This is a genomic window from Pseudomonas sp. S36, from assembly GCF_016647875.1.
Classification (GTDB): domain Bacteria; phylum Pseudomonadota; class Gammaproteobacteria; order Pseudomonadales; family Pseudomonadaceae; genus Aquipseudomonas; species Aquipseudomonas parafulva.
On record NZ_JACVVG010000001.1, the window covers coordinates 154,693 to 173,072 of the forward strand.

The 18,380-nt window shown below is 64.6% G+C and carries 16 protein-coding genes and 1 riboswitch; of the genes, 6 read left to right on the forward strand and 10 right to left on the reverse strand.

The annotated features are described in order from the left end of the window. Nucleotides 1–23 precede the first annotated feature (23 nt). Entirely contained in the window at nt 24–716 is a 693-nt protein-coding gene (locus IAE36_RS00645; RefSeq protein WP_201209668.1) for a tRNA (adenine(22)-N(1))-methyltransferase, read from the reverse strand. A 132-nt stretch (nt 717–848) separates the two neighbouring features. Here IAE36_RS00645 and IAE36_RS00650 point away from each other — a divergent pair, with 132 nt between their 5' ends. Both IAE36_RS00650 and IAE36_RS00655 read left to right on the forward strand, forming a co-directional pair. Then, nucleotides 849–1,229, forward strand: a complete 381-nt coding sequence (locus tag IAE36_RS00650) for a RidA family protein (protein ID WP_028633880.1) — start codon at nt 849–851, stop codon at nt 1,227–1,229. Between the two features lie 102 nt (nt 1,230–1,331). After that, nucleotides 1,332–3,332: a peptidase U32 family protein gene (locus IAE36_RS00655; protein ID WP_201209670.1), complete on the forward strand. Its 2,001-nt coding sequence runs from the start codon at nt 1,332–1,334 to the stop codon at nt 3,330–3,332. A 15-nt stretch (nt 3,333–3,347) separates the two neighbouring features. Here the strand turns inward: IAE36_RS00655 and IAE36_RS00660 are convergent, their stop codons facing one another. After that, nucleotides 3,348–4,670, reverse strand: coding sequence for a sigma-54 dependent transcriptional regulator (locus IAE36_RS00660; protein ID WP_201209672.1), 1,323 nt, complete (start codon nt 4,668–4,670; stop codon nt 3,348–3,350). Between the two features lie 341 nt (nt 4,671–5,011). On the opposite strand from IAE36_RS00660, the gene IAE36_RS00665 reads away from it, so the two are divergent. Continuing rightward, entirely contained in the window at nt 5,012–5,278 is a 267-nt protein-coding gene (locus IAE36_RS00665; RefSeq protein ID WP_060481078.1) for a hypothetical protein, read from the forward strand. Between the two features lie 95 nt (nt 5,279–5,373). On the opposite strand, the gene IAE36_RS00670 is transcribed toward IAE36_RS00665, so the two are convergent. The 4 genes from IAE36_RS00670 to cobW all read right to left on the reverse strand — a co-directional run bounded on the left by IAE36_RS00670 (nt 5,374) and on the right by cobW (nt 11,886). After that, complete coding sequence (locus IAE36_RS00670; RefSeq protein ID WP_328822845.1) at nt 5,374–5,931, reverse strand: vWA domain-containing protein; 558 nt, start codon at nt 5,929–5,931, stop codon at nt 5,374–5,376. Between the two features lie 110 nt (nt 5,932–6,041). Further along, nucleotides 6,042–7,052, reverse strand: coding sequence for an ATP-binding protein (locus IAE36_RS00675; RefSeq protein WP_201209673.1), 1,011 nt, complete (start codon nt 7,050–7,052; stop codon nt 6,042–6,044). A gap of 1 nt (nt 7,053) precedes the next feature. Continuing rightward, complete coding sequence (gene cobN, locus IAE36_RS00680) at nt 7,054–10,815, reverse strand: cobaltochelatase subunit CobN (protein ID WP_201209674.1); 3,762 nt, start codon at nt 10,813–10,815, stop codon at nt 7,054–7,056. A 3-nt stretch (nt 10,816–10,818) separates the two neighbouring features. After that, entirely contained in the window at nt 10,819–11,886 is a 1,068-nt protein-coding gene (gene cobW, locus IAE36_RS00685; protein WP_201209675.1) for a cobalamin biosynthesis protein CobW, read from the reverse strand. A gap of 100 nt (nt 11,887–11,986) precedes the next feature. After that, nucleotides 11,987–12,196, reverse strand: a riboswitch (cobalamin riboswitch). A gap of 203 nt (nt 12,197–12,399) precedes the next feature. Here cobW and IAE36_RS00690 point away from each other — a divergent pair. The 3 genes from IAE36_RS00690 (at nt 12,400) to IAE36_RS00700 (ending at nt 15,957) form a co-directional block, all read left to right on the forward strand. Beyond that, a complete protein-coding gene (locus IAE36_RS00690; protein WP_201209676.1) occupies nt 12,400–13,977 on the forward strand; it encodes an ATP-binding cassette domain-containing protein in 1,578 nt (525 codons plus the stop codon). Nucleotides 13,978–14,103: 126 nt separating this feature from the next. Beyond that, the gene (locus IAE36_RS00695) at nt 14,104–15,123 is read left to right on the forward strand and encodes a branched-chain amino acid aminotransferase (protein WP_028633871.1); all 1,020 of its coding nucleotides are present in this window, start codon (nt 14,104–14,106) and stop codon (nt 15,121–15,123) included. A 114-nt stretch (nt 15,124–15,237) separates the two neighbouring features. After that, a complete protein-coding gene (locus IAE36_RS00700; protein ID WP_028633870.1) occupies nt 15,238–15,957 on the forward strand; it encodes a TorF family putative porin in 720 nt (239 codons plus the stop codon). Here IAE36_RS00700 and IAE36_RS00705 read toward each other — a convergent pair. From IAE36_RS00705 to IAE36_RS00720, 4 genes are all read right to left on the reverse strand, one after another. Further along, complete coding sequence (locus IAE36_RS00705; protein ID WP_201209677.1) at nt 15,954–16,826, reverse strand: DMT family transporter; 873 nt, start codon at nt 16,824–16,826, stop codon at nt 15,954–15,956. The two genes, IAE36_RS00700 and IAE36_RS00705, sit on opposite strands and share 4 nt — an antisense overlap. 88 nt (nt 16,827–16,914) lie before the next feature. Further along, nucleotides 16,915–17,346, reverse strand: coding sequence for a RidA family protein (locus IAE36_RS00710; RefSeq protein WP_201209679.1), 432 nt, complete (start codon nt 17,344–17,346; stop codon nt 16,915–16,917). 170 nt (nt 17,347–17,516) lie between these two features. Continuing rightward, nucleotides 17,517–17,729: a PLD nuclease N-terminal domain-containing protein gene (locus IAE36_RS00715; RefSeq protein WP_028633867.1), complete on the reverse strand. Its 213-nt coding sequence runs from the start codon at nt 17,727–17,729 to the stop codon at nt 17,517–17,519. A 58-nt stretch (nt 17,730–17,787) separates the two neighbouring features. Then, nucleotides 17,788–18,261: an FAD/FMN-containing dehydrogenase gene (locus IAE36_RS00720; RefSeq protein WP_201209680.1), complete on the reverse strand. Its 474-nt coding sequence runs from the start codon at nt 18,259–18,261 to the stop codon at nt 17,788–17,790. Between the last annotated feature and the right edge of the window lie 119 nt (nt 18,262–18,380).

Sequence of the window (18,380 nt, forward strand, 5' to 3'; positions counted from 1 at the left end):
GGACGCTCCTCAGAAGGGGGGATTCAGGCCAGCACCTGAGTGATCCAGGTGGCCTGCTGGTTGAACGCTTCGACCTTGGCCAAAGGCACAGTGTCACGGGCCCGCTGAAAATTAGCCAAGGTCTGCTGTTTCTGTTTCAGCATGCGCTGCCATTTCACCCGAAATGCCGGGCCCTTCTCCTGCATCAGCAGCGGGCCGAAATACAGCTGTTCAGGGCTGTAAGTTACCGCACCCGGCTCGGCGACGATGATTTCGTAATCAAAGCGGTTCTCGCGCAGCACCTCTTCGGCCACGATGCGGTAACCATTGTTCATCAGCCACTGGCGCAGTTCAGGCTCTGCACCGTTGGGCTGCAGCACCAGGCGTGTCACACCCGCAAGCCGCGCCTTGCCGGCCTGCAGAATCTCGCACATGGTCTCACCGCCCATGCCGCACAGGCTGATCACCGACACCCTGTCATCCGCTTCGATGGCTGCCAGGCCGTCGGCCAGCCGCACGGCGATGTGCGCCTGCAAGCCGTGCTTGCGCACATTACGCTGGGCCGACGCATACGGTGTGGGCGCGACTTCACCGGCCACCGCACAGGCGATGAGCCCGCGGCGCATCAACGCCACGGGCAGGTAGCCGTGGTCCGACCCGATGTCGGCCAGGCGCGCGCCTTGTGGCACATAGGCGGCAACCCGTTCCAAGCGCATGGACAATGTGTGTTCGTTCACGGTCAACCCCTTTGCAATGGGGCGCGATTCTGCCGGTGAACGCCCCGTAATTCAAACACGGGGGCCACCTCGACCCGCACGGCCGGGTGGCGTACGCTTGCTGTTTTCCACCGTCGCAAGGCAAACCTGATCATGGCAAACGCAGATATCACCTACACCCCGGACCCGGATGCAGACGCCATCTCGTCTGACGTCGCCGAGTACAACGGCGTGCTGGTCACCACCCAGATCCCTACCCACCCCGACGGCAGCCTGGCACTGGGCAGCATCGTCGAGCAAAGCGAATGCACGCTGCAGGCCTTGAAAGTGGCACTGGAGAACGCCGGCAGCGGCATGGACCGCGTGCTGCACCTGACCATCTACCTGACCGACATGGCCGACCGCGCCGCCTTCAACGAGGTGTACCAGCGTTTCTTCAGCAAGCCCTGGCCTGTGCGCGCCGCCGTGGGCGTTGCCGCCCTGGCTTTCGACGGCATGCGCGTGGAAGTGACGGCAATGGCCGCCAAGCGCTGATCTGCGCACGGCCAATGCACCTCCGGGCAGGCCAAGGGTGCCGCCCGGCGGTTTCGCCGCTACAATGCGCGCCTAACCGTGACAGCCCGAAACCATAACGACATGTCCCTTCCCAAGAATCACCTGGAACTGCTCAGCCCTGCCCGCGACGTGGCCATTGCCCGTGAAGCGATCCTGCATGGCGCGGATGCCATCTATATCGGCGGCCCAAGCTTCGGCGCACGCCACAATGCCTGTAACGAGGTCGCCGATATCGCCCAGCTGGTCGAGTTCGCGCACCGTTATCACGCACGCGTGTTCACCACCATCAACACCATCCTTCACGACAACGAACTGGAACCTGCACGTGCGCTGATCCACCAGCTGTACGACGCCGGCGTCGACGCCCTGATCGTGCAGGACCTGGGGGTGATGGAGCTGGACATCCCGCCCATCGAGCTGCACGCCAGCACCCAGACCGACATCCGCACCCTGGAGCGCGCGCGCTTCCTCGACCAGGCCGGCTTCTCGCAACTGGTGCTGGCCCGCGAGCTGAACCTGCAGCAAATTCGCGCCATCGCCGCCGAGACCGATGCCGCCATCGAATTCTTCATCCATGGCGCCCTGTGTGTGGCGTTCTCCGGCCAGTGCAACATTTCCCATGCCCAGACCGGTCGCAGTGCCAACCGTGGCGACTGCTCCCAGGCCTGCCGCCTGCCCTACACGCTCAAGGATGATCAGGGCCGGGTAGTAGCGTTCGAGAAACACCTGTTGTCGATGAAGGACAACAACCAGACCGCCAACCTGCGTGACCTGGTGGATGCGGGCGTGCGCTCGTTCAAGATCGAAGGCCGCTACAAGGACATGGGCTATGTGAAGAACATCACCGCCCATTACCGCAAGGAACTCGACGCCATTCTGGAAGATCGCCCAGGCCTGGGCCGCGCCTCCAGCGGCCGCACCGAGCACTTCTTCATCCCTGACCCGGACAAGACCTTCCACCGCGGCAGCACCGACTACTTCGTCACCGACCGCAAGGTCGATATCGGTGCCTTCGATTCGCCCACCTTCACCGGCCTGCCAGTTGGCGTGGTGGAAAAGGTCGGCAAGCGCGACCTGCAAGTGGTCACCGACGTACCGCTGACCAATGGCGACGGCCTGAATGTGCTGGTCAAGCGCGAGGTGGTCGGGTTCCGGGCCAATATCGCCGAGCCCCGTGGCCAGTTCGAGGAAGACGGCCACACCCGCTACCGTTACCGCGTTGAACCCAACGAGATGCCCGAAGGCCTGCACAAGCTCAGGCCCAATCACCCGCTGTCGCGCAACCTGGACCACAACTGGCAGCAGGCCCTGCAGCGCACCTCTGCCGAACGCCGCATTGGCGTGCGCTGGCAGGCGGTGTTGCGCGAACAATGCCTGACGCTGGTGGTGACCAGCGAAGAAGGCGTCAGTGCGCACGTGACACTGGACGGCCCGTTCGGCCCGGCCAACAAGCCCCAGCAGGCACTGGATCAGTTGCACGATCTGCTGGGTCAGTTGGGGACCACCCTGTACCACGCCGACAGCATCGAGCTGGACGCCCCGCAGGCGTACTTCATTCCCAATTCGCAGCTCAAGGCGCTGCGCCGCGAGGCCATCGAGGCATTGACCACGCTGCGCATCCAGGCTCACCCCCACGGCTACCGCAAGCCCGAGGCGACGCCGCCACCGGTCTACCCCGAGTCGCACCTGTCGTTCCTGGCCAACGTGTACAACCAGAAGGCCCGGGACTTCTATCACCGTCACGGCGTACAACTGATCGATGCCGCGTACGAGGCCCACGAGGAGCACGGCGAGGTACCGGTGATGATCACCAAGCACTGCCTGCGCTTCTCGTTCAACCTGTGCCCCAAGCAGGCCAAGGGTGTCACCGGTGTGCGCACCAAGGTGGCGCCCATGCAACTGATTCAGGGCGACGAAGTACTGACGCTCAAGTTCGACTGCAAACCCTGCGAGATGCATGTCATCGGCAAGATGAAAAACCACATCATCGACCTGCCAACCCCTGGCAGCGCCGTGTCGCAAGTGGTCGGGCACATCAGCCCTGAGGACCTGCTCAAAACCATCGTGCGCGCCCCCCACTAAGGGCCCAGGCGGCACTCAGCGTATCTGGTGCTTGTGCAACAGGCGGTAAAAGGTAGGCCGTGAAACACCCAGTACCTTCGCCGCCACGCTCAGGTTGTCACTGTGGCGGTCGAGCACATCGCACAGGGCCTGCCGCTCGGCCCTGTGCTTGTATTCCTCCAGCGTGCCCAGCGGTTGCTGCTGCCCCTGGGCCTGCAACCCCAGGTCCTGTGCTTCGATCTGCCGGCCTTCAGCCAACACCAGGCCGCGACGCACCCGGTTGGCGAGTTCACGCACGTTGCCTGGCCAGTCATGCTGCCCCATGGCAGCCAGTGCGTGTTCGCTGAACGAGCGTGGCCGGCGGCCGGTTTCCAGGCTGTAGAAATGGGCAAAGTGGTTGGCCAGCATCGGCAGGTCGCCATGCCGGTCACGCAGGGGCGCCGTCACCACCTGCAGCACGTTCAGCCGGTAGTACAGGTCTTCACGAAAGCGACCCAGCTCAATGGCCTTTTCCAGGTCCACGTGTGTGGCCGCCAGCACCCGCACATCCACCGGGATCGGTTGGCTGCCGCCAACGCGCTCGATGTGTTTTTCCTGCAAAAATCGCAGCAGGTTGGCCTGAAGCTCCAGCGGCAGGTCGCCGATCTCGTCCAGAAACAGCGTGCCACCGTGGGCCGCCTCGATACGCCCCGCCTTGCGCTGGTGGGCGCCGGTGAACGCGCCCTTCTCATGGCCAAACAGCTCAGACTGGATCAGGTGTTCGGGGATAGCCCCGCAGTTGATCGCAATGAACGGTTGTTCGCTGCGTTGCGACTGACGGTGCAGTGTACGCGCCACCAGTTCCTTGCCCGTGCCGCTTTCGCCGCGGATCAGCACGGGGGATTCGGTGGGTGCCAGCTTGCCCAGCAGTTTGCGCAGCTCGCGGATGGGCCGGCTCTCCCCCAGGAGTTCGTCGTTGGGGTCGTCAACCTTGTTGGCGCCCTTGCCCCGCAACCGCGCCATGCCGAATGCCCGCCCCAGCATGACCTGCACCCGCGAGACGTCAAAGGGCAAGGTGTGGAAGTCGAAAAACCATTCGCAGACAAAATCCCCGAACGCTGGCATGCGCAGCTGCTCGGCACTCAGCACCGCAATCCATTCGGTATTGCTGCGTTTTATCATGTCCTTTACGGCATCTGGCTGCTTGAGGTGCGAGGCCTCCAGGCGCAGCAAGCCCACATCGCACGGATAATCCTGGGCTTGTGCGAGTACACAGCTGTCGACGTCCCACCCCGCTTCGCGCAGCCCAGGCAGCAGCTGATGGCATGCCTCGCAAGGGTCGACGATGAGCAAGCGGCGTTGCGCGGTGGGTTGCTGCATGACCGATCCTTGGCGCCAGGTTTTGGTTTTTTGAGATAAAACAGCAAGTTGTGGCGCCCGATTAACACTAGCAACTCAATTGACGGTTTCCATGACCGTCCGTCTACTGGCCTCGCTTTTTAGATCGCACGGCGGGAATTTTCTGTTTAAAGCGCCCTCCCATAGGCGCAGGTGATCAATTGATTAAACGCCTGTGAACTTTTTTATTGTAAACGTGTGACTTGAACCCACGACCAGAGCATCAGTACTGATAACCCCGCGCTGCATATCGCGATCCTTGAGGCGACCTGGAAGCAACGCGGACTTCACCTGGATGTTTGCGACCACAGAGAGACCGACTCATGAATGCCCCGCTCCGTGTCAACGAAGCACTGCTGATTGCCGACCACGCCTTCGAACCCTTCCAGTGCGTGGCCTGGGATGCCCCCAATGGTACAGGCGAACTTAGCCTGGCCGTGGTTGACCGCACCAATGCCCGTATCGGCAGCAAACAAGTATCCTCGCGCATCTATTCCGATAAAGCCCAGTGGGCCAGCCTGATCGAGGAAGTGCGCGCCGAACTCAGCGAAAAAGGCTATCGCCTGCAACCGTGGTCAATGCCTCGGTAATACCGGCCGCCTGAACAGGTGCGTGGACCCACCACGCACTTGCCCCTCTGAAAGTTGCACGTTTTTTATTGCGACTTGATGCCGCACCCTCGCACTTACTTAATGACGTTCATGGCCTGTATATGCTGATACTCGGCATTCAACTGCAAGGCCAATTGCTGCGCGCGCCCCAACCGTACGGCTGTTATTTCCATATCCACCAACACGGTGCTGCAGGGCAACGGCTGCACGGCCTCCCACTGCTGCAGGCGCCCGTCGGTGAACACCAGGCAGCGCACCTGTTCGCTGGGGTGGGCCTTCTGCCGGGCGATCAGCCATCGTCTGGCCTGCTCCAGCGCGGGTAGCAACGGTGTGCCGCCACCAGCTCCCAGCGCCTGTAGCCAGGGTTGCAATGCTGCTGAGGCCTTCAGCCCGTGACGTTGCCATTGAGGTGCGTGGCCGCTGGCAGTCAGCAGCGCAAGGCGTGCACGCTGGCGGTAGGCCTGGTCGAAAAGCGTTGCCAATACCCCTTTCGCCTGGCCCAGTGCCTGGTTTCGGCGGGTTGAGGCAGAGGCGTCCACAATCACCAGCCACAGCTGAGCCGGCTTGCCCCGATGTACCTGCCAGCACACATCATGACGTTTGCGCGGGCGGCCTTTGAGCAACGTCGGCACCCAGGCAACGCGGCCGCTGGTCTGCTCAACGGCGCGGCCGCGGCTGGCGCCAGCCTGCTGCCCTTTACCAGCGCCGGCATCCGCCACCCGGGCAGGTGATTGACGGATGCTCAGGGCTTTTTTGCCCAGTTCGGCACCTCGCGCCTCGGCCCAGCCGCCACAGGCTGGGGCGGCAAGGCGCCCCAATCCCCGTGGCCGCCCTTTTCCCCAGGCTGGCTGGCGCCTGCCACCTCAGGCTGCGGTGGCGTTGCGGGGGGGTTGGCCTGGGGGGCGTGGCGGCGGCGATGGCGCAGGGCAAATTCCGCGACCGCCTCGATGTCCACCTGCTCTATGGCCTGGCCACCCCGCCAGGCGCTGTGCGCTCGGGCAGCGCGCAGCCACACCAGGTCGGCACGCAAGCCGTCGACCCCGGCGGCGTAGCAGCGTTCGGTAATCAGCGCCAGGGCGTGGTCGTCAAGCGGGATAGCAGCCAGGGCCTGGCGCGCCGCCTGGCAGCGCTCGCGCAACAGCATCTGAGCCTGCGCCCAGTGGCTGCAAAAAGCCTGCGGATCACTGTCGAATGCCAGGCGCCGACGGATGATCTGCTGGCGTGCCTGGGGCTCCGGCAACCCTTCAAGGGCCACGTTCAGGCCAAAGCGGTCGAGCAACTGCGGCCGCAGCTCGCCTTCTTCCGGGTTCATGGTGCCGATCAGCACGAAACGGGCACTGTGGCGGTGAGAGATACCGTCCCGTTCGACCCGGTTGGTGCCACTGGCAGCCACATCGAGCAGCAGGTCCACCAGGGTGTCGGGCAGCAGGTTCACTTCATCGACGTACAGCACGCCACCGTCGGCCTGTGCCAGCACGCCCGGCGAGAACTGCGCCTTGCCCTGCCCCAGTGCCGCATCGAGGTCCAACGTGCCAACCAGGCGCTCTTCACTGGCACCCAACGGCAACGTCACGAATGGCCCTTCACCGAGCAGGTCGGCCAGGCCACGGGCCAGGGTGCTCTTGGCCATACCACGCGGGCCTTCGATCAATACGCCGCCGATCTTCGGGTCGATGGCAGTCAGGCACAGGGCCAGCTTCAGGTCGTCGGCCCCCACCACGGCCGCCAGGGGAAATTGCACGGGTTCACTCATTTCAAGCCTGTTCCTCGCCATCGAGCAGTTGTTCTTCCAAAGCCTCGCGGTAATCGCCCGGCGCCTGCCACAGCCCACGCTGCTGGGCCTCGAGCAAACGTTCGGTGAGGTCGCGCAGGGCTTCGGGGTTGTGCTCACGCATGAAATCGCGGGTTGCCGGGTCCAGCACGTAGGCGTCAGCCAGCGATTGATAATGATGGTCGTCGATCAGGTGCGTGGTGGCGTCGAACGCGAACAGGTTGTCCACGGTAGCTGCCATTTCGAACGCACCCTTGTAGCCGTGGCGCTTTACGCCGTCGATCCACTTCGGGTTCAACGCACGCGCGCGGATGACCCGGTTGAGTTCTTCCTTGAGCGTGCGAATACGCGGCCGGTCAACCTGGCTGTGGTCACCGTGGTAGCTGGCCACCGGCGCCCCAACCAGGGTTTCGGAGGCCGCCAGCATGCCACCCTGGAACTGGTAGTAATCGTTGGAATCGAGCAGGTCGTGCTCGTGGTTGTCCTGGTTCTGCAGCACCGCCTGCACACGTGCCAGCCGCTGGGCAAACTGCGCCCGGGCTGGCGTGCCTTCGTCGCTGGCGCCATAGGCATACCCGCCGTGGTTCAGGTACACCTCGGCCAGGTCTTCGCGGGTGTGCCACAGCTGCCCGTCAATGGCGTTCTGCACCCCGGCGCCATAAGCACCGGGCTTGGCCCCGAATATACGCCAGCCCGCCTGGCGTGCCGCCTGCTCGGCGCCCACGCCCTGCGCCTGCAAGGTTGCCCGTTCGCTGCGCACGCGGGCCGCCAGCGGGTTGAGGTCGTCGGGTTCGTCCAGCCCGGCCACCGCTTGCACCGCGGCGTCGAACAGGCGGATAAGGTTGCCGAATGCATCGCGGAAAAACCCTGACACGCGTAGGGTGACGTCCACCCGGGGCCTGTCCAGCAGGCTCAGGGGCAGGATCTCGAAATCGTCCACGCGCTGGCTGCCCGTGGCCCACACGGGCCGCACGCCCATCAGTGCCATGGCCTGGGCGATGTCGTCACCGCCCGTGCGCATGGTCGCCGTGCCCCACACCGACAGGCCCAACTGGCGCAGGTGGTCGCCATGCTCCTGCAGGTGCCGCTCAAGGATCAGGTTGGCGGACGCGAAGCCCAGGCGCCAAGCCGTCGTGGTGGGCAGGTTGCGTACGTCCACGGTATAGAAGTTACGGCCCGTTGGTAGCACGTCGAGCCTGCCACGGCTGGGCGCGCCACTGGGCCCGGCCGGCACGAAGCGGCCCGCCAGTGCCGCCAGCAGGCCGTGCACTTCTGCTGCGCCACAGGCGTCCAGGCACGGCGCGACTGATTCGCGCAGGGCCTGGATCACCTCATGCACGGGCTGCCACAGGCCCTCATCCGGGTAGGGGACTACGCCTTCCAGCGCTTGCTCGATCATCTGCAACGCCAGTAATTCCAGGCGCTCGCGGGTGTCGCCGCAGGTGCGCCACGGCGCCTCGCACATGCCCTGCAACTGGGCTGGGCGCGGGCCCTGCCAGGGCTCACCCAAGTCGCAGTCGAGCGGGTCGAACCCCGGGACCAGCACCTTGGCCAGGGCCCGTAACAGGCTGGCGTTGCCACCCCGGCCATCTGCGCGTTCCACCCGCAGCAGCGCCAGCAGTGTGTCCAGGCGCAGCCGGCCCTGAGGCGATTGGCCGAACACATGCAGGCCGTCGCGGATCTGCGACTCCTTGAGGTCGCACAGGTAGGTGTCCAGGCGCGGCAACCACACGGCCGCATCGTCCAGTTGCCCCTCCAGTTGCAGTTCCCGGTCGATATGGTTGGCCTTGACCAGTTCGAGGATGTCGCACTGCAGCTCCCGCGCCCGGCGAGGGTCCAGCAACTGCGCTTCGTAGAACTCGTCCGCCAGTTGTTCCAGGTGGCGCAGCGGGCCGTAGGTTTCGGCCCGGGTCAGGGGCGGCATCAGGTGGTCGATGATCACCGCGTGGGTGCGGCGCTTGGCCTGGGCGCCCTCGCCCGGGTCATTGACAATGAACGGGTAGACATTCGGCAGCGGGCCGAGCAAGGCATCTGGCCAACAGGTTGCCGACAGCCCGACCCCTTTGCCAGGCAACCACTCGAGGTTGCCGTGTTTGCCAACGTGGATCACCGCATCGGCGGCGTAGACGTGACGCAGCCAAAAGTAGAAAGCCAGGTAACCATGAGGGGGCACCAGGTCTGGGTCGTGGTACACCGCACTGGGGTCCACCTGGTAGCCCCGCGCCGGCTGGATGCCGACGAAGGTCAGACCAAAGCGCAGCCCGGCCACCATCAACCGGCCGCTGCGGTACATCGGGTCCTGCTCGGGTGGGCCCCAACGCTCCAGCACAGCCTGCCGGTTGGCCTCGGGCAGGCGCTCGAACGCGGCCAGGTAGTCGGCCATGCCGAGGCTCTGCGCGCAGGGCCGCATGTCGAGCTGGTCCAGGTCGTTGGTGACGCCGCCAAGCAGCGCATGAATGAGTTGTGTGCCGCTGCCGGGCAGATCCGCCAGGGGGTAGCCCTCGGCGCGCAGCGCCTGGAGGATAGTAAGCGCGGCAGCGGGCGTGTCCAGGCCTACGCCGTTGCCGATGCGGCCATCGCGTGTCGGGTAGTTGGCCAGTATCAGCGCCACACGCTTCTGGCCGTTGGGCAAACGCGCCAAAGCCACCCAGCGCCTGGCCAGTTCGGCGACAAAGTCCATGCGCTCAGGGTGGGCGCGGTAGCACACCACATCTGACTGGCTGCGCTCGCTGTGCCAGGCCATGTCCTTGAAGCTGACCGGGCGGGTGATGATGCGCCCGTCCAGTTCAGGCAAGGCAATATGCATGGCCAGGTCGCGTGCCCCCAGCCCCTGCTCGCTGGCTTCCCAGCCTGGCTGGTTATCCTGCGCGCAAATCGCCTGCAGCACCGGTACGTCGCGCCGCAGTGGCCGAAGGTTTGGCCGCTCCGGGCTGGACAACGCGAACCCGGTGGTATTGAGCACCACCTCAGCGCCCACTTCATCCAGCCATGCCTCCACCTGCTCGAGGCAGGCGGGCTCTTTCAGGCTGGCAACGGCGATGGGTAGCGGGTTAAGGCCGGCGGCTTGCAGGCGTTGGCAGAACACGTCAATGAACGCGGTATTCGCCGCCTGCAAGTGAGAGCGGTAGAACAACAACGGCGCGACCGGGTGCTCAGGGTGCCAGTGCGGGTACCAGTCCTCCAGCGCGGCGCTGCCCTTGGCCGGGTGATACACCGTGGTGCGTGCCAGGGGCTGTGGCTCATCCCAGGCATACTCGCGGCCCAGCCATTGGCTGGCCAGGCAGTGGAACAGGTTGAGGGCATTGGCCTTGCCGCCCTGGCGCAGGTAGTGCCAGAGGCGCTCGGCCTGCTCGCCCTGCACCGTGCCAAGGCCGGTCAGCTCGGGGTCGGGGCGATCGTCGCCGGGTACCAGGATCAACTGCACGCCGCGGGCGGCCAGGCCAACCAGTTGCTCCACACCATAACGCCAGTAGCCGACGCCGCCGTGCAGCGATACCAGGATCACCTTGGCGTGCTGCAGCACCTGGTCGACATACAGGTCAACCGACGCATGGTTCTGCACCTGCATGGGGTTGGCCAGGCGCAGCGTGGGGAAATCGTCAGGCAGTTGCTCGGCACTGTCGGCGAGCAACGCCAGGTGCGAATCGCCGCTGCAGAGAATCACCAGCTCGGCAGGTGTCTGGCCAAGGTCGGCAATGCTGTCGTCCGGCACGAAGCCGCCGGGCTGGGTCCGCAGCAAGTGCATGGGTCAGGCGCCCAGGGCCTGGCGCAGGCGGGCTTCCAGCAGGGCTGCATCCAGTTCCTGGCCAATCAGCACCATGCGCGTCACCCGCGGCTCATCAGCGCGCCATGCACGGTCGAAGTGCTTGTCAAAACGGGTACCCACCCCCTGCACCAGCAGGCGCATCGGCTTGCCGGGGACGGCGGCGAAGCCTTTGACACGCAGGATGCCGAACTCCACCACCAGTTGCGTCAGGGCCCCCAGCAGCAAGGCTTCATCGGCTTCGGGCAAGTCGATGGAAATGGAGTCGAAGGCATCGTGGTCATGGTCGTCATGGTCATCGCCGTCGTGGTGGCTGTCATGGTGCGTGCGGCGGCCGTCGATGTGCACTTCGGACTCCGCGCCCATGCCCAGCAGTACCTCCAGCGGCAGCTTGCCGCTGTTGGCCTCGACGACCTTCACTGCCGCTGGCAGCTCTTCGGCGACTTCGGCGCGGACCTTGGCCAGGCCCTCGGCATCGATCAGGTCGGCCTTGTTCAGAACCACCAGGTCGGCGCTGGCCAACTGGTCGGCGAACAGCTCGTGCAGTGGCGATTCGTGGTCCAGGTTAGGGTCGAGCTTGCGCTGGGCGTCGACCTGCTCCGGGTAGGCGGCGAAGGTGCCGGCAGCCACTGCCGGGCTGTCGACCACGGTAATGACGGCATCGACGGTGCAGGCGTTGCGGATTTCTGGCCACTGGAAGGCCTGGACCAACGGTTTGGGCAAGGCCAGGCCGCTGGTTTCGATCAGGATGTGGTCCAGGTCGCCGCGCCGTGCCACCAGTTCGCGCATCACCGGGAAGAACTCTTCCTGAACGGTACAGCACAGGCAACCGTTGGCCAGTTCGTAAACCCGGCCGGTGGCCTCTTCTTCGGTGCAACCGATGCTGCACTGCTTGAGAATGTCGCCGTCGATGCCCAGCTCGCCGAACTCATTGACGATGACCGCAATGCGGCGGCCCTGGGCGTTGTCGAGCATGTGCCGCAGCAACGTGGTCTTGCCCGAGCCGAGGAAGCCGGTGACGATGGTGACAGGTAGCTTGGCCAGTGTTTTCATGTCGCATTGCCCTTGGCAGAGTGGCGCGGGCATGCAGGACGACAGCCTGCGGCCATGCTGGCCGGGCGTGTTCGCCACCGGATCACCCCGCCCGGTTTAAAGTCGAAAACGTGTCGAGGCAGGTCTCCTGGCTTGCACCGTTCCAGCGCTCTGCAATGCGAACAGGCTGGGGGATGACGCCTTCCCGCGCGGTGGCGCAGTGGCTGTGTCGATCCGTAAGGTGCTTACAGTTGCGGGGGCAGCCGCGGCTTGAACCGCGTTCCCGTCTTAGCTTCGGTCTGGCCGAAGAACCTCGAACCGGCAAGGCTACGCAGTGGCTGGCAGGTGGTCAACCACTGCCGGCCGTTGCTGGCGTGTCGATGCACTTTACCCTCTGCCGATTCTCCGCTAGGGTGGCATTTCCCCTGCCACGAGGTGTTCGTCCAATGCGCCATTGATGCCGCCGTCTGTCCGACGGCCAGCCTTCAGCCTCCGGTTCGCTCCGGAGATGTCGCGGCATTCGTGGAGTTGCTCATGACCGACCCATCCATCCTGACGCTCGACAGCGTCACCCTGGCCTTGCCTGATGGCAGGCTGTTGTTCGACAACCTCAACGCCACTTTCGACCGCAGCCGCACCGGCCTGGTCGGGCGCAATGGCGTGGGCAAAAGCCTGCTTGCCCAGGTAATGGCCGGCCAGCGCGCGCCCAGCAGCGGTACCTGCCAGCGCCAGGGCCACGTGCATCTGCTGGGCCAGCAGGTAATCGAGCACAGTGCCACTGTTGCCGACCTGGCCCAGGTGGGCCCGGTGATCGCAGCCCTTCAACGCATCGAACAAGGCAGCGTAGATGCCGCAGACTTCGACACCGTGGGCGAGCGCTGGGGCATCCGCGAGCAGTTGCAGGCACTGCTGCAACGCCATGGCCTGGGCCAGCTCGACTGGCGCACGCCTGCGCGCTGCCTGAGTGGTGGCCAGGCCATGCGCGTGGCGCTGATCGGGGCCTGGCTGAGTGACGCGGACTACCTGATACTTGACGAGCCCAGCAACCACCTCGACGGCCCTGCGCGCGCCGAGCTGCTGGGTATGATCAAGGCCTGGGACCGCGGCATGCTGGTCATCAGCCACGACCGCACACTGCTGGGGCACATGGCGCGTATCCTTGAGCTGTCCAGCCTGGGCCTGCGGGCGTACGGCGGGGATTACAACCACTACCTGGCGCAGAAAAGTGCCGAGGCAACCCACGCCCAGCAGCACCTGGCGCACCTTAAACGGCAACAACTTCGCCAGGCCCGTGACCGCCAGCAGCAGCGCGAAAACCTTGAGAAGGCCCAGGCCCGGGCGGGGCGCACCGCCAAGGTTGCCAACCAGGCCAAGATCATTGTCGACCGCCGCCAGCAGGTGGGCCAGGCCACGCTTGGCAAACAGCGCCGCCAGCACCGGAGTGCCGAGCAGGCGATGCAGGCTGAAATCCGCACAGCAGCGGGTGATACCGAACAGTGCAGCACTATCCACGTACACGCCCCTACCCCGCAGCGCCATGCCGGCCGGCAGGTGCTGGCCCTGCAAGACCTGCGCTTGCCCCACGGTACCCAGCAGCCCGTCACACTGCGCATGCAGGTTGGCCAGCGGTTGGGCCTGGTGGGGGCCAACGGCAGCGGTAAGTCCACACTGCTGCGCATGATCGACGGGCAACTGCCCTCACCAGGTGGCAGCCTGGTGCTCACTGGCGAAGCCGCCCTGCTCGACCAGTATTGCACCCTGCTGAACGGCACCGACAGCGCGCTGCAACACCTGCAACGGGCCAACCCGGCACTCCACCAGGACGAGCTGCGCAGCCGGCTGGCGCAACTGGGCCTGGACGCCGCCCGCGTGGGCCTGCCCAGCAGCCTGCTCAGCGGAGGTGAACGCATGAAGGCCGCACTGGCGGCGATCCTTTATCGCCAGCAGCCCCTGGACCTGTTGTTGCTGGACGAGCCCGGCAACCACCTGGACCTGCCGTCGCTCGAGGCCGTGCAGGCGATGCTCGGGCAGTATCGCGGGGCCCTGATCATCGCTTCGCACGACGCCATCTTGCTTGAGCAACTGGCCCTGGATGAGTACCTGAAACTGTAGAGGCGGCCGACAACGCGGCATTTTCCGACTGGCCGTTCCCGATCCGCTGCGGATGTATTATGGTGGCGAGGTGCGCATATAACAGCAGCCCGAGCGATCGGGCACTAGCAAGACAACGAGGGTGTCATGAGCAACGAAAGCATTAACTGGGACAAGCTCGGCTTCGACTACATCAAGACCGACAAACGCTACCTGTCTGTCTGGCGCAATGGCGAGTGGGACAAAGGCACCCTGACCGACGACAACGTGCTGCACATCAGTGAAGGCTCCACCGCCCTGCACTACGGCCAGCAGTGCTTCGAAGGCCTCAAGGCCTACCGCTGCAAGGACGGCTCCATCAACCTGTTCCGCCCGGACCAGAACGCCGCCCGCATGCAGCGCAGCTGTGCGCGCCTGCTGATGCCCCATGTACCCACCGAGGTGTTCATCGAGGCCTGCAAGCAGGTGGTCAAGGCCAATGAAAAGTTCGTGCCGCCCCACGGCAAAGGTGCGCTTTACCTGCGCCCGTTCGTGATTGGCACCGGTGACAACATTGGTGTGCGCACTGCACCGGAATTCATCTTCTCGGTGTTCGCCATCCCGGTGGGCTCGTACTTCAAAGGTGGCATGAAGCCGCACAACTTCCAGATTTCCAGCTTCGACCGCGCGGCCCCCCAAGGCACCGGCGCAGCCAAGGTCGGCGGCAACTACGCGGCCAGCCTGCAACCTGGCGCTGAAGCCAAAAAGGCAAACTTCGCCGATGCCATCTACCTCGACCCGCTGACCCACAGCAAAATCGAGGAAGTGGGCTCTGCCAACTTCTTCGGCATTACCGGCAACAACGAATTCGTCACCCCGAAGTCGGCCTCGGTACTGCCGGGCATTACCCGCCTGTCGCTGATGGAGCTGGCGCAATCGCGCCTGGGCCTGACGGTGGTCGAAGGCGATGTGGAGATCAGCAACCTGGACCGTTTCGTCGAAGCCGGCGCCTGCGGTACCGCTGCGGTGATCACGCCCATCGGCGGCATCGAGTACAACGGCAAGCTGCATGTGTTCCACGACCTGGAGAAGGTCGGCCCGGTTACCCAAAAGCTCTACAACGAGCTGACCGGCATCCAGAGCGGTGACGTGGAAGCCCCAGCAGGCTGGATCGTCAAAGTCGCCTGATCCGCGGCTGCGCAGCCTGCCAGGGCTGCGCAGCACCGCTTCACAACGGTTTTCATGCACGCCCCGTGCAGGTATCCTTGGCCGCTCAAACGCAAGCCTCCCAGGACGAAGACCATGACCAGGCCCCTTCTGTTGCTAGGCGCTGCATTGCTGTTCAGCCCGGCGCTAATGGCCCAGCAGATGAAACGTGAACTGGGCGACTTCAACTTCACGCTCGGTACCACCCCTTCGCGCAGCATGGCTCAAGGGCTGATCTCCCCCAGCGCCACCGGCGCCTTTCATGGCGGGCTGGACCTCAGCCATGCCAATGGCTGGTACCTCGGCCAGTATGCCCCCAGCATGGGCGTAGCGCCCGGCTCCACCCTGCGCCTGGACAGCTACATCGGCTACAAACACCACTTCGACAGCACCTTGGGCTACGAAGTAGGCCTGATCCATTACAGCCAACCCAATATCGCGGGTGCCGACAGCCACGCCTTATATGGCGGCATTTCGGTTCTGGGCAGCCGTTTCGGTGGGGCGCTGCGCGACAACCCCAGCAACCGTACCGGCACCCTGTTCGCTGATTTCGGCCAGATCCCCCTGCTGAACGCCGACTTGACCGTTAAACTGGCCCACCATCAGTTGGGAACACCCTTCACCATTGGTGACGGCAGCCAGGTCAGCGCGTTTTCTGACTGGTCCCTGGAGCTCTCCCGCCCCTGGCTCGGGATCGACCTCAACCTGATCTACAGCAATTCCAACCTCAACGGTGGCGGTTGTGATGCCTATGCCGGGATCAATACCTACTGCGAAAGCGTGGTAACGCTCAAGGCGCAGCGCAGTTTCTTCTAGCGGCGCGGGCTCAGGGCCAAGGCGATGCCGCCGAGCACGACCGCGCAAGCCAGCGCCAAGCGCAGGGACAACGGCTCGCCGACCAGCAATACCCCGCCCAAGGCCGCGATAACCGGCACGCTGAGTTGCAAGGTGGCGGCCTGCTGCGCGCTGATCCGCCGTACCACGCTGTACCACACCGCATAGCCCGCCCCGGACGCAATGGCGCCAGAGGCGAGCCCGTAGCCAAAACCCGAAAGCGACAATTGCAGGCCACTGCCCATCCACAGCATCGGGGCCAGCAGCACCAGGCATGCCAAGCTGCGCACGAAGTTGCCGGCGGTGTCAGCCAATGGCCGTGGTGAGCCTTTGCCCAGCAAGGTGTAGATGCCCCAGGCCACCCCTGCAAGCGCCATCAACAAGGCACTGGACAACCCCGGCGCCGCCGCACCAGGCAACAACAACACCAGCAGCCCTGCGAATGCCAATGCCATACCGGTCAGCACCCGCAGCGTTATCCGCTCACCCCTGTACCAGGCAAAGCCGAACATGGTGATTTGCACGGCGCCAAACAGCAGCAGCGCGCCAGCGCCGGCACTGAGCTGCACATAGGCAGCAGAGAACAGAAAGGCGTACAGGAACAGCGCCAGCGCCCCACGCCAGCTGCCACCCAGGCTCAGGGCGGGCTTGCGCAGACGGGTCAGCAGCAACAGAAACAGGGCGCCGCCGACCAGGCGGATGACGGTGAAGCTCACGGGGTCGGCTGCCCCGCCCTTCAACGCGAGGCGGCAAAGCACGGAATTGGCGGCAAATGCCACCAGGCTGAACAGTGCTGGCCCGAGCCAGGCTACGATCTGGTCGCCCGGGCGCGTGGTAGTGCCTGAACCCATGGTGTGGCCACCTCTGAGAACGGTTTGCGGTCATGCCAGCGGCAACTGGCTTCTGCAGAGGGGTATACCGCAGAGCATGACGGTGCCGCTACCTACCTTGGGAGGAGGCTGGCGCTACCGCCACTGCATCAATCTCAATCAACATGCCATCCAGGGCAAGCCGCGGCACGGGGATCAACGTGCAGGTTGGCTTCATGGCCGTACCCCATGCCCGGTCCGCTTCTGCCACCCACTCGGCCAGGCGCTCCTGGCAGTGGTCGACGATCAGCAGGGTCAGCTTGCACACCTGCCCCAGGCTGGCGCCACCGGATGCGAGTGCCAGCTCCAGGTTGGCCAGCGCCTGCCGCGCTTGGTCCTGGAAATTGGCTGACAATACCCCCTCGGCGCTTTCGCCCCCTTGGCCTGCAATGAACAGCAAGCAGCTGCCCGCAGGCACTTGCGCAACATGGGAGTAGCCATTGCCAGTGGGGTCGTAGAGGCCTTGCGGATTGCTCAGAACAACGGTAGCTGGGTCAGTCACGGTGCGCCCTCGGTCGTTTGATGTGAGCCGGGAGTATCGGACCTCAAGCCTGCTTAAGGTCAAGCGTGATCGTGCCCAAACGAAAGCGCCCGTGCCAGGGCACTTTGCCTTGGCACGGGCTGCAATCACAGCGTTCAGTGTTTAAACAGGGGCGCGCTACTAGATGCTACCTACTTCTCTTCCAGCACCGAGCGCCCCTTGACGGCGCGTGGCCCGCGTACCGCCCAGGCCAGAAGGCCCAGCACAGGCAACCAGACTACAACGATCACCCAGAGCATCTTGCGCTCTGCGCGTCGGTCGCTGCCGATGATGTGCCAGATGGCCCACGTCTCCAGCAGAACCACGAAGATTGCGACGAAGAACCACATTGTTCCGATTTCCATGAGCATCCTCCCAATGGCACTTACTGTATTGGTGCACGCCGAGGGCTCAGGGTTCCGTTCATTGTGTGGCCTGGGCCTGCTCAAGTGCCGAGCGCAGTGCCTGCGCGTCGGCGAAGCTGCGTTGGCTGACCCATGTGCCGCGGTCCAGTTGCAACCACTGCACCTGCCCTTCCTCACCCTGGTATCGGCTGGCTACCTGCCCCTCTCGATCAAGCAGTACACGGTAAGTGTAATCGCGCATTGCGGGGACGGCGAACAGCTTGCTGATCAGGGCTGGCATGCGCTGGATATCAGCCACGAAGACTGCGTGCCGGGCCTCCAGATACCCTTTGGGCAGCTCGGCCATGGCGGCCTTGACCAGTTTGGCGCCGTCCATGTCACGCGCCACCAGCAGAATGCGGGTGTCTGCATCCAGGGTGTACGGGCGGTCGTATTGGTCCAGCAAGGTCCAGGGTGCCAGCTTGCTGCCCGGCTCGGCAGCCTGCGCCCACAGCGGTAACAGACAGAACAACAGGGCAACGGCGTATTTCATGAGGGCGTCCTCAGTGGCGGGGACGCCAGCATAACCACAATGCGTGTCGCCAGACAGCGTGCCTGTACGCGACCTGCACATAGACACGCCCACCCAGGCGATTGTCTTTCGCCGGGGCA